The sequence below is a fragment of the Lentzea waywayandensis genome (assembly GCF_900115955.1).
Taxonomy (GTDB): Bacteria; Actinomycetota; Actinomycetes; order Mycobacteriales; family Pseudonocardiaceae; genus Lentzea; species Lentzea waywayandensis.
In genome coordinates this window covers 254,248-273,382 of the sequence record NZ_FOYL01000013.1, presented here as the reverse complement: position 1 = coordinate 273,382, position 19,135 = coordinate 254,248, and the positions used below count along the sequence as shown (strand labels likewise).

General features: G+C 69.0%; 19 protein-coding genes. 12 read left to right on the top strand and 7 right to left on the bottom strand.

Annotated elements, in window-relative coordinates; translation table 11 throughout:
- Positions 1-39: 39 nt before the first annotated feature.
- Positions 40-477 carry a TniQ family protein gene (locus BM417_RS37630; RefSeq protein ID WP_218164686.1) on the bottom strand — a complete coding sequence of 146 codons (438 nt, stop codon included), beginning with the start codon at positions 475-477 and terminating at the stop codon, positions 40-42.
- 17 nt (positions 478-494) lie between these two features.
- Here BM417_RS37630 and BM417_RS37625 point away from each other — a divergent pair, with 17 nt between their 5' ends.
- On the top strand, positions 495-1,103 hold the full coding sequence (locus BM417_RS37625) for a C39 family peptidase (protein WP_093604391.1): 609 nt from the start codon (positions 495-497) through the stop codon (positions 1,101-1,103).
- Here the strand turns inward: BM417_RS37625 and BM417_RS37620 are convergent.
- The 3 genes from BM417_RS37620 to BM417_RS37610 are packed head-to-tail and all read right to left on the bottom strand — an operon-like array spanning position 1,091 to position 3,451.
- The gene (locus BM417_RS37620; RefSeq protein ID WP_093604389.1) at positions 1,091-1,666 is read right to left on the bottom strand and encodes a nucleotidyltransferase family protein; all 576 of its coding nucleotides are present in this window, start codon (positions 1,664-1,666) and stop codon (positions 1,091-1,093) included. The two genes, BM417_RS37625 and BM417_RS37620, sit on opposite strands and share 13 nt — an antisense overlap.
- 28 nt (positions 1,667-1,694) lie before the next feature.
- The gene (locus BM417_RS37615; protein WP_093604387.1) at positions 1,695-2,351 is read right to left on the bottom strand and encodes a response regulator transcription factor; all 657 of its coding nucleotides are present in this window, start codon (positions 2,349-2,351) and stop codon (positions 1,695-1,697) included.
- Positions 2,348-3,451 (bottom strand): sensor histidine kinase, encoded by a 1,104-nt coding sequence (locus BM417_RS37610; protein ID WP_245822504.1) that lies wholly within the window; start codon positions 3,449-3,451, stop codon positions 2,348-2,350. The genes BM417_RS37615 and BM417_RS37610 overlap by 4 nt, the downstream gene beginning before the upstream one ends.
- Positions 3,452-3,537: 86 nt before the next feature.
- Here BM417_RS37610 and BM417_RS37605 point away from each other — a divergent pair, with 86 nt between their 5' ends.
- A complete protein-coding gene (locus BM417_RS37605) occupies positions 3,538-4,938 on the top strand; it encodes a DUF1349 domain-containing protein (protein WP_177320822.1) in 1,401 nt (466 codons plus the stop codon).
- Here BM417_RS37605 and BM417_RS37600 read toward each other — a convergent pair.
- Positions 4,871-5,695 carry an alpha/beta fold hydrolase gene (locus BM417_RS37600; RefSeq protein ID WP_093604383.1) on the bottom strand — a complete coding sequence of 275 codons (825 nt, stop codon included), beginning with the start codon at positions 5,693-5,695 and terminating at the stop codon, positions 4,871-4,873. The genes BM417_RS37605 and BM417_RS37600 overlap by 68 nt on opposite strands.
- A 90-nt stretch (positions 5,696-5,785) precedes the next feature.
- On the opposite strand from BM417_RS37600, the gene BM417_RS37595 reads away from it, so the two are divergent.
- The 5 genes from BM417_RS37595 to shbA all read left to right on the top strand — a co-directional run bounded on the left by BM417_RS37595 (position 5,786) and on the right by shbA (position 10,422).
- Positions 5,786-6,457, top strand: a complete 672-nt coding sequence (locus tag BM417_RS37595; protein ID WP_245822502.1) for an alpha/beta hydrolase — start codon at positions 5,786-5,788, stop codon at positions 6,455-6,457.
- Positions 6,450-7,688, top strand: a complete 1,239-nt coding sequence (locus BM417_RS37590; RefSeq protein ID WP_245822500.1) for an NAD(P)/FAD-dependent oxidoreductase — start codon at positions 6,450-6,452, stop codon at positions 7,686-7,688. Before BM417_RS37595 ends, BM417_RS37590 begins: the two co-directional genes overlap by 8 nt.
- Positions 7,685-8,365 (top strand): DUF1365 domain-containing protein, encoded by a 681-nt coding sequence (locus BM417_RS37585; protein ID WP_245822498.1) that lies wholly within the window; start codon positions 7,685-7,687, stop codon positions 8,363-8,365. Before BM417_RS37590 ends, BM417_RS37585 begins: the two co-directional genes overlap by 4 nt.
- A complete protein-coding gene (locus BM417_RS37580; protein WP_093604375.1) occupies positions 8,362-9,588 on the top strand; it encodes an SAM-dependent methyltransferase in 1,227 nt (408 codons plus the stop codon). Before BM417_RS37585 ends, BM417_RS37580 begins: the two co-directional genes overlap by 4 nt.
- 231 nt (positions 9,589-9,819) lie before the next feature.
- Positions 9,820-10,422, top strand: coding sequence for an RNA polymerase sigma factor ShbA (gene shbA, locus BM417_RS37575; RefSeq protein ID WP_093604373.1), 603 nt, complete (start codon positions 9,820-9,822; stop codon positions 10,420-10,422).
- Here shbA and BM417_RS37570 read toward each other — a convergent pair.
- Positions 10,385-11,071 carry an alpha/beta hydrolase gene (locus BM417_RS37570; protein ID WP_093604371.1) on the bottom strand — a complete coding sequence of 229 codons (687 nt, stop codon included), beginning with the start codon at positions 11,069-11,071 and terminating at the stop codon, positions 10,385-10,387. The two genes, shbA and BM417_RS37570, sit on opposite strands and share 38 nt — an antisense overlap.
- Before the next feature lie 25 nt (positions 11,072-11,096).
- Positions 11,097-12,314 (bottom strand): MFS transporter, encoded by a 1,218-nt coding sequence (locus BM417_RS37565; RefSeq protein WP_177320821.1) that lies wholly within the window; start codon positions 12,312-12,314, stop codon positions 11,097-11,099.
- Between the two features lie 51 nt (positions 12,315-12,365).
- On the opposite strand from BM417_RS37565, the gene BM417_RS37560 reads away from it, so the two are divergent.
- From BM417_RS37560 to BM417_RS37540, 5 genes are all read left to right on the top strand, one after another.
- Complete coding sequence (locus BM417_RS37560; RefSeq protein ID WP_093604367.1) at positions 12,366-13,394, top strand: carbohydrate kinase family protein; 1,029 nt, start codon at positions 12,366-12,368, stop codon at positions 13,392-13,394.
- 123 nt (positions 13,395-13,517) lie between these two features.
- Entirely contained in the window at positions 13,518-15,611 is a 2,094-nt protein-coding gene (locus tag BM417_RS37555) for a transglycosylase domain-containing protein (protein WP_245822496.1), read from the top strand.
- A 396-nt stretch (positions 15,612-16,007) separates the two neighbouring features.
- Positions 16,008-16,799 carry a M23 family metallopeptidase gene (locus BM417_RS37550; RefSeq protein ID WP_245822494.1) on the top strand — a complete coding sequence of 264 codons (792 nt, stop codon included), beginning with the start codon at positions 16,008-16,010 and terminating at the stop codon, positions 16,797-16,799.
- Between the two features lie 93 nt (positions 16,800-16,892).
- Positions 16,893-18,341 (top strand): AMP-binding protein, encoded by a 1,449-nt coding sequence (locus tag BM417_RS37545; protein ID WP_245822492.1) that lies wholly within the window; start codon positions 16,893-16,895, stop codon positions 18,339-18,341.
- Positions 18,338-19,063: an SDR family NAD(P)-dependent oxidoreductase gene (locus BM417_RS37540; protein ID WP_093604363.1), complete on the top strand. Its 726-nt coding sequence runs from the start codon at positions 18,338-18,340 to the stop codon at positions 19,061-19,063. The genes BM417_RS37545 and BM417_RS37540 overlap by 4 nt, the downstream gene beginning before the upstream one ends.
- Positions 19,064-19,135: the final 72 nt, after the last annotated feature.

Here is a 19,135-nt window from a genome sequence, read left to right as displayed (position 1 = left end):
CGCCACCATGGCCGCGTTAGCCCACCTAGGTTGACTGCGCTATGCAGCCCCAATCTCGTCAACGGCTGCCCACTGCCTGACCGCTCGGCCCGTCGAAGTGTTGCGCGTTCGAGGATGCGGGTGGTCCGCCAGCGAACCTACGGAAGTCGTCAGGCAGGCGTCGAGCAGGAGCGTGTGGTGGCGGGTGCAGGCGAAGCTCCAGGCCAGTCGCCAGGACAGCATCCACCGGTTTCCGTTGTCGGACAGACAGCGCGGGCAGAACCGCGATCCTCTCAGTCCGCGCCACCAGCGCGGACGGCTGCCTGCTCGCGCGGGCCGGTCGGCGATCAGCCCGGTGCCGGCGTAGCGGTCCAGGGTCAGGGCGGCCAGGGTGTCGGCCGGGACTCCGGTGGCGATACTCACCGCGGTGAGCTGGTCGGCGTCGAGGTGGTGCACCCAGGGTTTGCGGCTTTTCGCGGTGTTCCACCGCGTGGTCACTGAGGGGATTTGTTCCGATGAAGCTTGCGAAGATCACTGGGGCCGTGGCGGCGGTCGGCGTCGCCATGACGATCCTGACCGCGCCGGTCGCGCTCGCGGCGCCCGGCGAGAACGTCATCCCGGCCGCCGCCGAGCTCGGCATCCAGGGCGAAGGCGTGCTGCCGCACCAGTTCCAGGTGCAGAAGACCGGCTACTGGTGCTCCGCTGCCGCCGCCCGCGTCGCCCTGACCGCGCGCGGCAAGTACGTCGAGCAGTCCACGCTGGCGTCGTTCATGAAGGTCACGACCGACGGCCTGCCCAACATCAAGAACCTCGAGAACGCCCTCGACCACTACACCGGCTCGACCTACTACCAGGTCAAGCAGTGGTCGACCGACGCGCAGCTGCTGCAGAAGCTCAAGGCCGACGTCGTCTACAACGCCGACCGCGGCCACGCCGTCGTCATCAACGTGATCCGCCTGAACGGCCGCAACTACTCCGGCGGCCACTACGCCACGATCGTCGGCTATCGCGCCGGTGGCAACGAGTTCGCCGTGTCCGACCCGGCCTACGCGGGCGGTGGCCTGCACTGGCTGAGCGCGTCCAACGTGTCGTCGGGCATCAAGCTCCGCCGCTACGTGGCCTGATTTCTGGACCTGAGGTCCTCCGGCCGATCTATGTCGGCACCGTCCGCCACGTCAGCGCACTCGACGTGGCGGACGGTGTTCGCCTTGAGGTAGTCCCGCGCGCCCTGGTCGCCCGCCGCCGACGCCATGACGCCCGCGAAGTGGTCCGAGCCGATCAGCACCGGATGCCCGATCTCGCCGTCGTAGGTGGCGCGGGCCAGCACTTTCGGCTCGGCGAGCGCCATGAGGCGGTGCAGGGCCTCGACGGTGACTCCGGGGGTGTCCACGGGGAGCACCACGACGGCGTCCGCGACGCCGATGGCGTGCAGGCCGGTGCGCAGCGACGACCCCATGCCGGTGTCCCAGTGGGGGTTGTCCACGACGGTCACGCCGTCCAAAGTGGCCTTCGCCCTGACCTCCGCCGCCTGTGCGCCGAGGACCACGACGACCGGGTCGCAGCCGGCGGCTCTGAGCAGTTCGGCGGCCGAGTCCACGAAGAGCTTGCCGTTCAACGGAACGAGAGCCTTGGGGGAACCGAACCGGCGGCCGGCCCCCGCGGCGAGCAGTAGACCGGCCACGCGCATACGGCTGAATCTAGTGACTTCTGGCGGATCACACGATCCGATAGCCGATTCCCGGTGTCGTCGCGATGATCGGCGGCTCGCCGAGCTTGCGGCGCAGCCGGCCCACCGTGACGGTGACGGTGTTGGTGAACGGGTCGGCGTTCTCGTCCCAGACCCGTTCGAGCAGAGCCTCGGCGCTCAGGAAGCCCGGGCACGCCCGCAGCAGCGCCTCCAGCACAGCGAACTCCTTCACCGACAGGGTGAGTTGCCGGCCGTCGCGCACGGCCGTGCGGCGCACCGGGTCGAGCTCGATCCCGGCCGCGCGCAACGTCCGGGGCCGCGCGTCCGGCCTGCGGCGGGCCAGCGCCCGGATGCGCAGGATCAGCTCCGGGAAGTGGAACGGCTTGCCGAGGTAGTCGTCCGCGCCCAGGACCAGCCCGCTGACCCGGTCACCGGGCGCGCTCGCGGCGGTGAGCATCAGCACCATCGGCCGGTCGGCCCGCTCGGTGATCATCTGGCACAGCACGTCACCGTGGAGTCCTGGCAGGTCCCGGTCGAGGAGCACCACGTCGTACGCGGTGACGTCGAGTTGCGCGGCGGCGATCAGCCCGTCGTGCGCGAGGTCGACGGGCATCCCCTGGTCGCGCAGCCCTTCCGCGATGACCTCGGCGAGTGCGTGGTCGTCCTCCGCCACCAGGATTCTCATGCCGCCACCGGCAACGTCACCGACACGCGCAGACCGCCTTCTGGCCGGGAGAACAGGGCGAGCCGTCCGCCGTGCGCGGCGGCGACGGCGGCCACGATGGACAGTCCCAGACCCGAGGAGCCGATGCGCTCGCCGCCGAGCCGTTCGAACGGCCGGGCCAGCCGGTCGACCTCCCGCTGGTCGAAAACAGGCCCGCCGGACTCGACGACCAGCACCGCCTCCTCGCCTGCGAACCCGCTGATCCTGACCCACCCGTCGGCCTCGTTGTGCCGCACGGCGTTGTCGACGACGTTGCCGACCAACCGTGCCAGCAACGCCGGACTTCCCTGCGTCACCATGCCTGGCGGAACGTCCACCGTCACGGTCAGCCTCTTCGCCCCCACCTCAGAGGACAGCTCGCGCAACGCCCCCTCGGCCAGCTCGCCGAGGTCGACCGGGGCGGAGTCGGCGAGCGCGCCGTGCTGCGCCCTGGCCAGCACGAGGAACCCGTCGAGCAGGTGGTCGACCCGGTCGAGCTGCACGCGCAGGCGATCCGCGAGCACTACCGTCGAGGCGGCCGGATCGGGTTTGGCGATCGCTACGTCCAGCGACGCGCGCATCGTCGTCAGAGGTGTTCTCAGTTCGTGGGAGGCGTTCGCGACGAAGCGGCGTTGCGCGGCGAACGACACCTCGAGCCGCTCGAGCAACTGGTCGATGGTGTCGGCGAGGCCCTTGACCTCGTCGGCCGGACCGGTGACGGCCAGCCGCCGGTCCAGGCTGTCCGCGGAGATGCTGCGCGTGGCACTCGTGATGGTCCGCAGCGGCCGCAGCACCCGCCGGGCCAGCACCCGGCCGACCAGCAGCGAGACGACCGCCATCACGACCAGCGCGAGCAATGATCCGGCCAGCAGTTGGCGCGACTGCTGCGTGTGCACCTCGGCGAGCTGGTCCTGCAGTTGCCGGACGTGCTGCTGCGCCGAGTCGAGGCCGGGCGGGTTCGCGGGTGCGACGTCGGTGACCTTGCCGCCGGACAGCAGGAAGGTCAGGGCCAGCAGCCCGACGCCGGACACGAGGAACACGACGGCGTACAGGATCGTGAACCGCACCCCGATCGTTCTCATGCCGTCAGCATGACCGGGACGACCTAACAACGGCATGACAAGGCCGCTTCGGACGGTGTTAGCCGCGGATCCGTAGACCCAGCACCATGTCGAGCACCGAACTCCGGCGGGCGTGGACCGCGTTCCGCAGCCCTGGCCGCCTGATCGCCCTTGCCGTCGCGGCCCTCACCGTCATCACGCTGGGCCTGCTGTTCGCCGGCGGCACCTCGTCCGGCGTCAGCGACACGTTCTGGTTCCGGCACCAGGACCTCGGCCGTGACGGCACCATCACGGTCCGGATGACGTCGATGACCGGGACGATCACCTATCCACCGCCCGGTCACGACCAGATCGTCTCCGGGCTCGTGCCGTGGGCCAAAGCCGGGATCATCGTGAAGGACGGCCTTCGGCAGGGCACGCGGTACGCGGCGCTGGCGATGACCGGCGGTCACGGCGTCCGGTTCCAGCACGACTACGTGCACGACGTCGCCGGAAGCGCGATCCAGACGCCTCGCTGGCTGCGGCTGACCCGTTCCGGCGACACCATCACCGGGTCCGAGTCGGCGGACGGCGAGCAGTGGCACGTCGTCGGAACCGCGGAGCTCACCGGACTGCCGGAGACCGTGCAGGTAGGACTCTTCGCCACCTCGCCGGGCGACCTCACGCTCCGCGAGACCGGCCTCGGCGGCACGATCGAGCAGGTGCGGTTCACCCAGGCCGTCGGCGTCTTCGACAACGTCAGCGTGCAGGGCGGCACCGGCTCGTGGGACAGCCAGTCGGTCGGCGAGATGAACCACACGGACTGGGAGAAGTTCCACAACGCGTCAGGTGTGGTGGAGAAGGACGGAGTCGTCACCATCAGCGGCACCGGTGACATCGGGCCGATCGGTGAAGGTGGTGCGGGCGGCGCCGAGAGAGCGTTGTCCGGCTTGGTGATCGCGTTGATCATCGTGCTCGTCGTGGCGGCCCGCTATGGCGCTCGTGACGCGTCCTCCCGGCAGGTGATCGCGGCCCGGACGGTCGTCATCGGATCGGCCACCTTCGTCACCGGCCTGCTCGGCGCCGGCATCGTCCTCGCGACGGCGCCGTTGCCGACCGGTGCACGGGTGGCCGTCGGCGTGGCGGCGGTGCTCGCGCTCTGCGCGGTCCTCTCGTACGGACTCGGCGTGTGGCTGCGCCGCGGCTGGGCGGCGATCCTCGTCGCACTGACGCTGGTCGCCGTGCCCTACGCCGTCACCGCGGTCCCGCTGCTGCCCGACGACGTCGCGGAGTGGCTGCTGCGACTCACGCCGGCCGCCGGCTTCGCCGTCAAACAGACGCTGGTGGAGTTCCCGCAGGTGACAGCCCACTACGCGCCGTCGGCCGGGTACTTCCCGTTGCCGGGGTGGGCCGGGTTCGCCGTGCTGGTCGCTTACACGGCGGCCGTGCTGTGGCCGGTTCTCAGGTCAAGTTCTCCAGGATCAACGAGGACGCCACTTCCGGTGCCTCCTCGGGGATCCAGTGGCTGATGTCCTCGACCATCTCGAAGCGGTACGGCCCGGTGCACCACTTCTCGGTCTCGAACGCCGCGAACGACCCGAACGCGACGTCCTCGGTGCTCCACACGTACATGGTCTTGACGCTGACCTTGTCCGCGGCGCCGTGCGGCTTGCCCGCGCGGTACCAGTTCAACGCGGCCGTGAGTGCTCCCGGCTCTGACAGCCGCTGGATGTACTCCTCGACGTGCGAGGGCCGGATCCGCCACTCGAACATCTGCTTGATGGCGTGGGCGTTGTTGTCGAGCATGCGCTTCTCGGTGCTGCGCTCCCGCCAGTCCCGCATGTACTGCGACCGCATCGCCTGCTCCTCGTCGGTCTGCAGCGCGGTCTTGAGGGCACCGGGGTGCGGCGTGGAGAAGACGGTGAGCGTGCGCAGGCGGCCGGGATGCTCGATCGCGGTCCACCACGCGACGGCGCCGCCCCAGTCGTGGCCGACCAGGTCGAACGTGTCCCAGCCCAGCGAGTCCGCCATCGCGATCACGTCGCCGACCAGGTGCGTGACCGTGTACTCGCCGGCCTGCTCCGGGCGCACGCCGGGGGAGTAGCCGCGCTGGTCGGGGGCGACCGCGCGGAAGCCGTTCACGCCGAGCACCGCGACCTGGTGCTCCCACTCGATGGCGGCCTCGGGGAAGCCGTGCAGCAGCAGCACCGGGCGGCCGTCCTCGGGACCGGACGCGATGGCGTCGAAGGAACCTGCCTCGGTTTCGATGCTGATGTGGTCGATCACCGTTCGAACACTACTGGTGTGAGCTGGCTCTCAACGGGCGAGCCGAAGGCCGTGGCTTCCCGAACATCGAGTGTGCATCCGCATGTTGACGTGCTGAAACCGCCGGACGGTACGAATGCCGTTGTGCTCGTGCTGCACGGCGGACGGGAACACGGCACCGGACCTGTCCGGCGCCACAATCTGGCGTACCTGCGCATGGTGCCGCTGGCCCGCGCGCTGCGGGCGCCAGGCCTCGAGGTCTGGAACCTGCGCTACCGGGTCCGCGGCTGGAACGCGCCGAGCCTCGATCCGGTGAAGGATGCCGAGTGGGCGCTCGCGAAGATCACCGAGCTGCATCCCGGCCGGCCGATCGTGCTCGTCGGGCACTCCATGGGCGGCCGGACCGCGCTGCGGGTCGCCGGGCATCCGAGTGTGGTCGCGGTGTGCGCGCTTGCGCCGTGGCTCGTGCCTGGCGAGCCCTTTGAGCAGCTCAGGGGCAAGGCGCTGCTCATCGCGCACGGCGACCAGGAGCGGATGACGGATCCGGCGCAGTCGCTGCGGTTCGCGCGGCAGGCCAAGACCGTCACGGACCGGGTCGCGCGGTTCAGCGTCGTCGGCGACGGCCACGCGATGCTCAAGAGGGCGAAGGACTGGACCCGGCTGGTCGTTGCTTTCGTCCACGGTGAGCTCGGGCTCGAACCGGTGGCGCCCGACATCGCGAATGCCATGGACGAGACCTCGCCGCGGGGTCTCGACGTGCCGTTGGGAGGCTCGCGTGGCTGAGGTCGCCGTCATCGGAGCAGGGGTGGCCGGGCTCACCGCCGCCTACGTGCTGCAACGCAAGCACGACGTCACGCTGTTCGAGGCCGACGACAGGCTCGGCGGCCACGCGCACACGCACGACATCGGTGGTGTCGCCGTCGACTCCGGGTTCATCGTCCACAACGAACGGACCTACCCGAACCTGATCAGGCTCTTCCGCGAGCTGAACGTGTCCACTCAGGACTCCGAGATGTCCATGAGCGTCCGGTGCGACGGCTGCGGCCTGGAGTACGCGGGCGCCCGGAAGCTGCCGGGGCTGTTCGCGCAGCCGAAGAACGCCGTCAACGGCCGTTACGTCCGGATGCTCGCCGAGGTCACCCGCTTCTACCGGCACGCCCAGCGCGTCCTCGCCCACGAGGAGGCGCACGACGTCACGCTCGGCGCGTTCCTGGTGATCGGCGGCTACTCGCGCTACTTCGTCGACCACTTCATCATTCCGCTGGTCAGCGCGGTGTGGTCGTCCGGTGCGGCACTGAGCATGAAGTACCCGGCCTGGTACCTGTTCGAGTTCCTCGCCAACCACGGGATGCTCGCGATCGGCGGCACCCCGCAGTGGAAGACCGTCGTCGGCGGCTCGCGCACGTACGTCGACCGCGCCGTGAAGGGCCTCAACGCCGTGCACGTCGGCACGCCCGTCAGGGCCGTCACGCGCCACGGCGCAGGCGTGGAGATCCGCGACGACAACAACGTGCTGCACACCGCGGACCACGTCGTCATCGCCACGCACCCGGACCAGGCGCTGGGGCTGCTGGCCGACCCGACGCGGGCGGAGAAGGAGGTGCTCGGCGCGTTCCAGTACTCGCGCAACGAGACCTGGCTGCACACCGACGCCTCGATCCTGCCGCGCGCGAGCGCCGCGCGGGCGTCCTGGAACCTCTACAAGCGAGCCTGCCGGGAAGCCGACGGCCAGGTGCTCGTCAGCTACCACATGAACCGGCTGATGCGGCTCGACGAACCGCGCGACTTCGTCGTCACGCTCAACCCGCACGACGTGAACCCGGACCGCGTGCTCGCGAAGATGGTCTACGAGCACCCGATCTACACGCCGGAGTCCGTTGCGGCGCAACGCCGACTGCCTGAGATCAACACCGGCACCACCGCCTACGCCGGCGCGTACCACGGCTGGGGCTTCCACGAGGACGGCTGCGCGTCCGGAGTGCGCGCGGCCCAGCACCTCGGGGTGGCGTGGTGATCTACGACGTCCTCATCACCCACGCCCGGCGCGAGCTGATCGACCGGGCGTTCAGCCACCGCGCCTACATGTGGCTGGTCGATCTCGGCGAGATGCCGCGCTTACCGTGGTGGGCGCGGCCGTTCGCGAAGTTCGAGGCCCGCGATCATCTCGGTTCGCCGGACAAGACCATCCGGCAGAACCTGGACGAGTGGCTGGCCGAGCAGGGGATCGACCTCGGCGGCGGGCAGGTCCTGATGCTCGCCAACGCCCGCGTGCTCGGCTACGTCTTCAACCCGCTGTCCGTGTTCTGGTGCCACGACGCTTCCGGAGAGCTCGCGTGCGTCGTCGCGGAGGTGCACAACACCTACGGCGGACGTCATTGCTATCTGCTGCGCACCGACGCCCATGGCCGCGCGTCGGTGGACAAGGAGTTCTACGTCTCCCCGTTCCTGGAAGTCGACGGCCACTACGTGATGAAGCTGCCGAAACCGGGAAACCAGCTGTCCGTGACCATCGCGTTGCGGCAGAACGGGAAGACGACCTTCAGCGCGACGATGAAGGGCGAGCGCAGTTCGGGTCTGCGCATGCTGCTGCGCCGTCCGCTGATGCCCCAGCGCGTGTCCGCGCTGATCCGCCGCCATGGCATCGCCCTCTACCTGAGGCGCATTCCGATCATCCCCAGGAGTAATGGATGAGCACGCTGTCCCTGCCCCGTCCTGGTCAGGGCGTCTGGCCCGGACTGTTCACGGCCCCGCGTTCGCCCATGCGCGCCCGCATCGCCGAGGCGCTGTTCCGCAAGGCCGTGCGCTCGTTGCACGTGACCGTCCAGTTCCCCGACGGCAGGACGTGGGGAGCAGGCGGTCCGGTGATGCGGATCGTGCGGCCCGGCGAGTTCTTCCACCGCCTCGGCGCCGACGCCAAGATCGGCTTCGGCGAGGCCTACATGGTGGGCGACTGGGTCTCCGACGAGCTCGCGGACGTGCTCTCGGTGTTCGCGGCGAAGCTCTCGACGCTGATCCCGCCGCGCCTTCAGCTGATGCGGCGCTGGGCGGAACGCCGGCAGACCGAGATCAACGACGTCGCGGGCTCGCGGCAGAACATCCACCGGCACTACGACCTGTCGAACGAGCTGTTCGCGGTGTTCCTCGACGAGACGATGACCTACTCGTCGGCGTTGTTCGAGGGCGGGAACGCGGACCTGCGCACGGCCCAGCTGCGCAAGATCGACGGCGTGCTCGACTACGCGGGCGTCCGTGAGGGCTCACGCGTGCTGGAGATCGGCACGGGCTGGGGCGCGCTCGCGATCCGGGCCGCCCAGAGGGGTGCCACGGTCACGTCGCTGACCATTTCCGCCGAACAGCGCAAATTGGCGCTGGACCGGGTGAGGGAAGCGGGCCTCCACGATCGGGTGACGGTCGAGCTGCGTGACTACCGAGAGGAACACGGTCGGTACGACGCCGTCGTCAGCGTCGAGATGATCGAGGCAGTCGGTGCCGAATACTGGCCCGACTACTTCTCGATGCTCGACCGCGTGCTCGCGCCGGGCGGCCGGGTGGGGCTCCAGGCGATCACCATGCCGCACGACCGCATGATCGCGAGCAAGGCCAGCTACACCTGGATCCACAAGTACATCTTCCCCGGCGGGCTCATCCCGTCGGTGCGGTCGATCGAGGAGTCGGTGCGCGACCACACCCGGCTGCGGATCGTCGAGACGCGGTCGTTCGGCGAGGACTACGCCGAGACCCTTCGCCGGTGGCGCGAAACGTTCCTCACCCGTTGGGACGAGGTGCGGGAGCTGGGCTTCGACGACACGTTCCGCCGGATGTGGGAGTTCTACCTGGCCTACTCGGAGGCAGGTTTCCGGGTCGGATACCTGGGAGTACAGCAATTCGGCATGTCCGAACGACTGGGCCATTAGGACCACGTTCTACCCCAGAAGGGTGCTGCATGCCCCACCCGCATGGACTTCGTGGTCCTCTTGGAAGCAGGCGGTATCAAACGGCTCGCTGCGTTCTCTACTTGAGTGAAGCCCCTAGTGTCGCTGTAGTGGAGGAGGGTCGCCGGGATGGTCATACCCACAGCCGTGCGGACCGGTGGCGGTGTAGACGTCCTCGTTCCTGAGGAGTCTTGGAACCAGCCAACGGTGCCCATGCGCCGTCGGGTGCACCAGGCACCGGTCTCCAACCAGTGGCTCGCCGAAGCCGAGTTCGCCGACCTCGTCGATGCCGCTCTAGCCGGAGACAGACGGGCGGTCGAGCACCTGCTCGGCCGGATCCAGCCGCTGATCGTGCGCTACTGCCGCGCACGGGTCGGCGGCCGCGAGCGCACGCTGGTCTCGGCCGAGGACATCGCGCAGGAGGTCTGCGTGGCGGTGCTCGGCGCGCTGTCCAAGTACCGCTACGAGCCCGGCTCGTTCCTCGCGTTCGTGTACGGCATCGCGGCCCACAAGGTCGCCGACGCCCGCCGCCGTGCCGTCCGCAACCGCGCCGAGGTCGTGCCGGAACTGCCGGACTGCCCGTCGCTGGACCTCGGCCCGGAACAGCACGCCGTCAACGGCGAGATGATGGCCCAGGTCACGCGCCTGCTGCACAAGCTGCCGGCCCGCCAGCGCGAGATCCTCGTGCTGCGGGTGGCAGTGGGCCTGTCCGCCGAGGAGGTCGCGCTGGCCGTGTCGTCGACTCCGGGTGCCGTGCGGGTGGCGCAGCACCGCGCGCTCACCCGGATGAAGGAAATGGTCGCCGAGGAAGGCTGACGGCGTTCTCGATGATCGCGGCGAGCTCTTGCGGGCAGGACAGGAACGGGGAGTGTCCTGCATCAAGACGTTCGGTCGTGGTCGCTCGTCCCGCCATCGCCTCCTGGGCGAACGGCGGGATGGCGTTGTCCTTCTCGCAGATGACGTAGGTGCTGGGCGTGTCGTGCCAGGCCGCCTCGGTCAGTTCGTCGGTGAAGGCCTTCCTGCTTTGCGGCAGGAGCCGGTCCGTCGGCGGGTCGTCCACGTCGTTGAAGAAGACGGTCTCCGGGGTCAGCGCGTGGATGACGTCTTCTTCTGTGCGCCACCACGGCGGGGCGGTGCCGCCGACCATGGTCAGCAGTGAGTCGCCCAGGTCCGGCAGGAACGCGGCCACGTAGATGAGGTGCTGGACCTCGGGCATGGCCGCTTGGGTCGCCGGGATGCCGCCGTAGGAGTGCGCGACGACCACGGTCGGGCCGTGGACGGCGTCCCTGATCGCCTGGGCGTCGTCGTGCATGCCGTGTCTGGGCGCCGACGCGGGCGCCACGCTGGGCAGGTCGACCGTGTCGACTCGCCAGCCGTTGGCTTCGAGGAGGGTGCGCAGCGGGTTCCAGCACCAGGAGCCGTGCCAGGCGCCGTGCACGAGCAGCAGAGCGGGGCGTTCGGACATGTCCTCAGTGGACGCTCCGGCTGTGTCAGTGGGAAGCATCGGCTTCCGCTGAACGGAAACTCTCCGGCGTTCGCAGGTCGGTGAACGCCGCCGCCACCGCCGTCAGCAGGATCAACGCGCCGAACGTCACCAGCGCGACTGCCCCGCCGAGCACGCCGGCCAGCAACCCGCCGAGCGCCGGCGCGAGTGGGGTCAGCACGCGGGAGGCCAGCGTCGAGACCGCGTCCAGGCGGCCCATCATGTCCTCGGGGACCAGCGCCGAGTGCAGCGCGGACACCGACACGTTGATCAGCGGCGTGACGACCGCGGTGAGCGCCAGCGGCACGAACGGCCAGAAGACACCGAACGGGAGTGCCATCGCGAGGTTGCAGGCGCCGAAGACGACCAGCACGGCGACCATGAGCGGGCCGGGCGCGAGGGTGACCCTGGGGGACAGCAGCGAGCCGATGACGCCGCCGACCCCGATGCCCGCGAGCACCAGGCCCGTGTCGAGGCCGGTGCCCCCTCGGGAGGCGACCAGTGCGAGCACCGGCAGCATCGAGGCGCCGCCGAGCAGGTTGAGCACGAGGAAGATGATCGTGAGGTTGCGCAGGCCGGTCTGGTGCCACAGCCAGCGGGCCGCGTCCTTCACGTCGTGGTGCATGCGCCCGCGGGGCTTCTGCTCGCCGCGTGCCGGGATCTTCGCGAACCAGGCGCAGATCGCGGCCACCGCGAACGTGATCGCGTCGACCACGAACGGGACCGTGCGGCCGACGGCCATCAGCAGGGCGCCCAGCGGCGGTCCGGCCACCCGTGCCGCGTGGCCGCGAGCCTCCTCCTGGGCGTAGGCGGTGATGAGCTGGTCCTGGGGCACCACGGCCTGGATCGCGGCCGTGCGGGCCGGGCCGGCGAACGCGGTGCAGACGCCGTCGACGACGGCCAGCGCGACGAACACGACGACATAGGCGTGGCCGGTGAGGATCGCGGCGGCCAGCAGAGCGGCGGCCAGCGCCTGGACGGACTGGCTCCAGACCAGCGTCCTGCGGCGGTCCCAGCGGTCCACCCACACGCCCGCCGGCATCAGGGTGAGCAGCAGAGCGGCGGCCCGCGCGCCCGCGACCACGCCGGGCAGGAAGTACGAACCGGTGAGCGCCACGATCAGCAGTGGCATCGCCAGCGTCGTGATCGTGGTGCCGAGCTGCGAGACCGCACCGCCGAGCCAGAGCAGCTGGAATTGGACGTTTTTCCTGAGCGGAACCCCCACGACCGACGTTTCTATCGCATGGCGACCGATTCCGGGTGGCAAGGTTTACGCATGGCGGAACCGGACTTCGACGTGCTTCTCACCGGCACGGTCTTCCTCGACATCATCTTCACCGGCCTGCCCCGCCCACCGGAGCCGGGCACCGAGGTGTGGGCCGAGGGGCTCGGGTCGTGTCCCGGCGGGATCGCGAACCTCGCGGTGGCGTTGCGCCGGCTCGAACTGAAGACCGCGCTGGCGGCGGCGTTCGGGGAGGACGCGTACGGCGACTTCTGCTGGGACGTGCTCGCGGACCAGGAGGGCGTCGACCTCTCTTACTGTCGTCGCTTCTACGGGTGGCACTCACCGGTGACGGTGAGCATGGCGATGGAACGCGACCGCAGCATGGTCACGCACGGCCACAAGGCGCCTGTTGTCGCGGATGACCTCTTCTCGCCGCCGCCGTCGGCCAAGGCGTGCTTCGTGCACATCCAGGCCGAGGACGAGCAGTGGGTGCGCACGGCGAAGGAGAACGGCGCGAAGCTCTTCGCCGACATCGGCTGGGACCGCACCGGGGCGTGGTCGCCGGAGCTCCTGCGCAGGCTCGACGGATATGACGTCTTCCTCCCGAACCACGTGGAGGCGCAGGGCTACACGCGCACCGACACCCCAGAGGACGCCGCGCGCAAACTCGCCGAGCACGTGCCCGTGGTCGTCGTCACACGAGGGGGCGGGGGAGCGGTCGCGGTCGACAGCGCGACCGGCGAGTGCGTGGACGTGCCGGGGCTCAACGTCGCGCAACTCGACGCGACCGGTGCCGGTGACGTGTTTGGGGCGGGGTACGTGATGGGCACTCTGGCCGGGTGGCCGCTCGAACACCGGGTGCGGTTCGCGAACCTGTGCGCCGCACTGTCCGTGCAACATTTCGGCGGCTCGCTGTCCGCTCCCGGCTGGGGAGACATCGCTGTCTGGTGGCGGACGGTGAGCAGGCGGCCCGACGAAGAACTGGCGCGTTACGGGTTCCTCGACGACGTCCTTCCCGACCACGCGGGCGTCGAGGTGCGCAGGGCCAGTCCGACGATCGGCCTTCGACTACTCCGGTAGGTTGGAAAACAGTCGATCAGCGGACGCAACCTCATGGGCCTTCCGCGCGACTTATACGTATAGAGAGTCTCTGGGGTTTTGCTCGGAAGGAGTTGCGGGTTGTTTGCCGCACGCGCGTCAGGCTTGGTCAAGTTGCTGGGGTTGTGCCTGACTGCGGGCGTGCTCCTCGCCGCGATGGTGTTCCCGTTCGTCGGAGGTCTCGGGCTCGCGTCCAACCGCGCGGCCGACACGGTCGACCAGACGTCGGGCGATCTCGCGAAGGGTGAGCTGCCGCTCGTCACCACCATCGAGGACATGGACGGTCTGCCGATCGCCTACTTGTACGACCAGTACCGCATTCCGCTGGAGTTCAAGGACATCTCGGACACCATGAAGCTGGCGATCCTGGCCATTGAGGACAAACGGTTCTACGACCACAAGGGCGTCGACTGGCAGGGCATCGCCCGTGCCGCCGCCAAGGCCGGTGTGGACGGTGGGGCGACGCAGGGTGCGTCGACGCTGACCCAGCAGTACGTGAAGAACTACATGGCGTTCGTGCTCGGCGTGGACAACGAGCAGGAGGCCTGGGAGAAGGCCACCGAGGCGACGGTCGGCCGCAAGATGCGCGAGGCGCGGGTCGCGTTGCAGCTCGAGCAGCAGATGAGCAAGGACGAGATCCTCGCCGGCTACCTGAACATCGTGCCGCTGGGCAACCAGACCTACGGCGTCGGTGCCGCCGCGAAGGCGTACTTCAACACCACGGCCGACAAGCTGACGGTTCCGCAGGCCGCACTGCTCGCCGCGATCGCGAACCGTCCGTCGTCGCTGAACCCCGGCGCCTCCCCGGAGAAGGCGCTGGAACGCCGCAACATCGTCATCGACAAGATGCGCGAGAACGGTGCGTTCGGCGCCGACGAGACCGAGGCCAAGAAGAAGGCCGAGGAGTTCAAGGCCGCGCCGCTGGGCGTTGTCGAGGACCTGCAGATCCTGCCCAAGGGCTGCGTCGGCGCCGGCGACGGTCCGATCTACGGCTTCTTCTGCTCGTACCTGCTCGACTACCTGCGTGACGCCGGCATCACGGACAAGCAGCTTCAGCGCGGCGGCCTCACCATCAAGACGACGATGGACCCGAAGGCCACCAAGGCGGCGAAGGAGGCGGCCGAGAAGCAGGTGCCGAAGACCACGAACGGCGTCTCGAACGTCATGTCCGTCGTCAAGCCCGGCAGCGACAAGCACCGCGTCCGCGCGCTGGTCGCGTCCCGCGACTTCGGCAACAACGCCGAGCTCGGCCAGGTCGCCCGTCCCGTCCCCGCCGAGGTCCTGCCGTTCGGCCCCGGTTCGGTGAACAAGGTCTTCACCGCCGCCGCGGCCATGCAGCGGGGTATCACCGGCATCGACCGCAAGATCAAGGTCCCGAAGACCTACGCGTCGAGGGTCTACCCCAACGGTGGCTCGGCCTGGCAGGTCAAGAACGCCGGCAACTACGCCGAGGAGATGACGCTGACGCAGGCGCTGGCCCAGTCGCCGAACACCGGCTTCGTGATCCTGCAGGAGCAGGCGGGCCTGAGCAACGTCGTCGACATGGCGTACAAGCTCGGCATGCGGGAGACCCTGAGCGGGGTCAACCGCGGTGCCGAGCCGCTGAAGGCGGACGGTTCCAACGGCCCGTCCCAGGGCGACTGGACGAAGCAGAACAACGCGGGTTCCTACACCCTCGGTCCGGGCGCCACCAGCGTTCTCGAACTGGCCAACGTGGCCGCCACCATCGTCTCCAGCGGCACCTGGTGCCCGCCGACCCCGGTCGAGAAGGTCATCGACCGCTACGGCAAGGAGATCCCGCTCAAGGAGAAGCCCTGCGAGCAGGCGGTCGAGCCCGACCTGGCGAACTCCCTGGCCCAGGGCATGTCGCAGGACACCCACGGCGGCGGCACCGCGGCCGCCGCGGCCTCGGGCGCCGGCTGGAACCGTCCGACCATCGGCAAGACCGGTACCACCGAGGAGAGCAAGTCGGTCGCCTTCCTCGCCGCGACCCCGCAGTACGCGGGCGCGGTGATGACCTACGCCGACGGCAGCAACCCGCAGGTGATCTGCGCGAACCCGATCCGGTTGTGCCCCGGTAGCTCCAGCGGCATCTTCGGTGGCCAGTCCGCCGCGCCCACGTGGTTCAACGCCATGAAGGTCATCCACGACGGGTTGCCGGTGGAACAGCTCAAGCCGGCCGCGGCCAAGTACAAGTAAGCATCGTTCGGTCCCAGAGGGCCGTCGGACGCCATGTGCGTCCGGCGGCCCTCTGTCGTGGGTGGGGTGGCCCCGCAAACCTTTCTCGATAAAGCGACTGACCAGTACAAACGTACTGATGGGGATTGGTTTAGAACGTGTTAACCAAGCCTGGAATGTCTTGACTACCGAAAGTGACTGGTAGTGGGCCTAATCACCTGAACACCCACTTGGCTTGCTCGGGCCGGTGACGCGAGGTTACGTTCTGCGCCGCATGTCACGGTTCGATAACCGCAAGGACACGGAACGCCCCCGAAGCGGTCCAGTCCACCACCGGGCCCCCGAAGCCCGCAGTCAGGCCCCCCGACGCCAGGCGAAGCGCGGTTGCCGAACTCCCCCGAGTGCATGGAGGCAGTTTTGGCACGGCATCGTGAGAAGGGTCCGCTGGTCGACGTCATCACCAGAGTGGACCTGGACCGCAAGAAGGCCGTTGCGGTGGTCGTCGCCGCGGGCGCCCTCGCCGGCGCCGGTTTCGCCCAGGCGGCGAGCACGGTGTCCCCGGTCGACCGCCTCATCACCCCCGTCGCGGCGACCAAGAACCTCGCCGCCGCGATGACCGCCCCGCCGCAGCAGCAGGGTCCGCAGACGATCCACTCCGTCGACACCGGCTCCGAGGCGCGCAAGCTGCTCCAGGCCGAGCAGATCCAGGCGCGGTTCCACGTCGCCGAGGCCCTCAAGTCCGCCGAGGGCGCCTACGCGCAGCGCCAGGAGGCCGCCAAGGCCGAGCAGGCGCGGATCGCGGCCGAGGAGGAGGCGAAGCGCCCCAAGTGCGTGCGGCCCGCCCAGGGGTCGTTCACGTCCGGCTTCGGCGCCCGCTGGGGAACCAGCCACAACGGCGTCGACATCGCGAACGCCATCGGCACGCCGATCGTCTCCGTCATGGACGGCACGGTCATCGAGGCAGGGCCCGCGTCCGGGTTCGGGCTGTGGGTGCGCGTGCAGCACGAGGACGGCACCATCACCGTCTACGGGCACATGAACACCATCGACGTTCCGCAGGGCGCCAAGGTCAAGGCCGGGCAGCAGATCGCGACGATCGGCAACCGCGGCCAGTCGACCGGGCCACACGTGCACTTCGAGGTGTGGGCCGGCGGCGGGCAGAAGATCAACCCCGTCGGCTGGCTGGCCGAGCGCGGTGTGAGTCTCTGACCAGACTTGGTGAGTCTCTGACCAACTCGGTCACCTGATCACGAAAAGTGCCGATAGTGTCCGGCCACGTCGCCGTGCATCAGGTGCGGCGGCGTGGACACCGGAGCCGCGCCAGTGATCTACCACAGCCCCCTGCCGGCCGTGGCCGTTCCTGAACGCACTGTGCCAGAACACGTTCTGGAACGCGCACGGCACAACGACAAAGTCGCGCTCGTGGACGCCGTCACGGGCGAGTCGCTCACGTACGCCGAACTCGCGGATCAGGTCGAGCGAACGGCCAAAGGCCTTGTCAGGGCTGGGATCCGGCCCGGTGACACGGTCGCGATCGCCAGTCTGAACCGGCCGAGGTACGCCGTCGGCCTGCACGCGGTCATGGCCGCGGGTGCGACGGCCGCGCTGATCAACCCGATGCTCACGCCGCCGGAGATCGCGCGGCTCCAGGAGCTCGCGAACGTCAGCGCGACGCTCGACCTCGACGATCTCCCTGAGAGCGAAGAAGATTCGCTGCCACCGGGAAATCCCGGCGGCACGGCGGTCGTCCTCTTCTCCAGCGGTACAACGGGTCTCACGAAGGCAGTCGGCCTGAGCCACCGGGCGCTCGTCGCGAACCTGGAGCAGCACCGGCCGGGCTGGCGCATCGACGAGACCGACGTGCTCGCCGCGAACCTGCCGTTCTTCCACGTCTACGGCTTCGCGATCATCCTCAACTCCGGCCTGCTCGGTGGCGCCACGCTCGTGACGATGCCCCGCAGCGACGCCGGAACGTACTTGCGACGCCTCGCGGAACATCGCGTCACACGGGCGTTTCTGGTGCCGCCGCTCGCCGCCGCCATCGCCGATCATCCAGAACCGGTACCGGAACTGAGCCTCAAGCTCGTTCTCTGCGGCGCCGCCCCGCTCGACGACGCCATCCGCCAGGAGGCCGAACGCAAGCTCCAGGCACCCGTCCGGCAGGGCTACGGCCTCACCGAAGCCGGTGGCACACACCAGACATTCGACGGTGACGTGGAATCCGACCCCACGAGCGTCGGTGTGCTCTGTCCCGGTACCGAGGCGCGCATCGTCGAGCCGGGCACCACAACGGACGCGGCGGAGGGTGAGATGCTCATCCGCGGCCCGCAGGTGATGGACGGCTACCTCGGCGACGAGCAGGCCACCCGGGAAGCCTTCGTGGACGGCTGGCTGCGCACCGGGGACCTCGTGCGAGTCCACAACGGCCGGTTCCACGTCGTGGACCGCATCAAGGAAATGATCAAGTACAAGGGCTACCAGGTGGCGCCGGCCGAGCTGGAAGCCGTGTTGCGACGGCATCCCGCCGTTCGAGACGCCGCCGTGATCGGTACGGCCGATCGAGTTAACGGCGAGATCCCCAAAGCGTTCGTGGTGACGCAAGGCGACGTCACGGCGGACGAACTGATGGCCTTCGTGGCGGCGGAGGTGGCGCCTTACAAGAAGATCCGCCAGGTTGAGTTCGTGCGAGAGATACCGAAGTCCGTCTCAGGCAAGATCCTTCGTCGCCTGCTGAAGGACACCTCGCAGTGAGGGTTCTGATCACCGGTGGTGCCAAGGAACTCGGCAGGGCGTTCAGCGACGTCCTTGGCGCGCAAGGACATCAGCTCGTCATCACCGGACGCGACGAGAAGGCGCTCGACACCGCTCAGGCCGAACTGACGGCCAGGGGCGTCGACGTCGAGACGCACGTCGCGGACCTCGGCGATCCGCACGCGACGTCCAAGCTGATCGAGAGCCTCGGCGGGATCGACGTGCTGGTCAACAACGGTGCGCTCGGCGGACCGGTCGGTCCGACGTGGCAGGTCGACGAGAACGAGTGGTGGCACACGTTCGAGGTGAACCTGCGCGGCGCCGCGTTCGCCGCCAACGCCGCGATCCGCACGATGACGAGCGGCCGGATCATCAACGTGGTCAGCAACGCCGGCGTGCACCGATGGCCTTACGTCACCGCGTACTCCGTGTCCAAAGCGGCCGTGATCAAGCTGACCGAGAACCTCGCGATCGAGCTGAAGCACCGGCCCATCGCCGTGCTGAGCTACGACCCCGGAATGGTCGACATCGGTCTGATGCGCCGCGGCGCCACCATGGACTCGCAGGATCCGCACCAGCAAAGGGTCTCGACGTGGGCGAGGTCTCAGCGCGACACGGGCAGGTTCACCCCGCTGGAGCAGTCCGCCGATCTTTTGGGCCGAATCGTGCGCGGAGAGTTCGATCACCTCTCCGGCGGCTTGATCACGCCGAAGGACAGCTGAGAAATTTTCCTCGTTTAGTGCGTACATAAGGCCCTTCCTCGCAGGCAGGTCAACCGGGATCGTCGCGAGTGG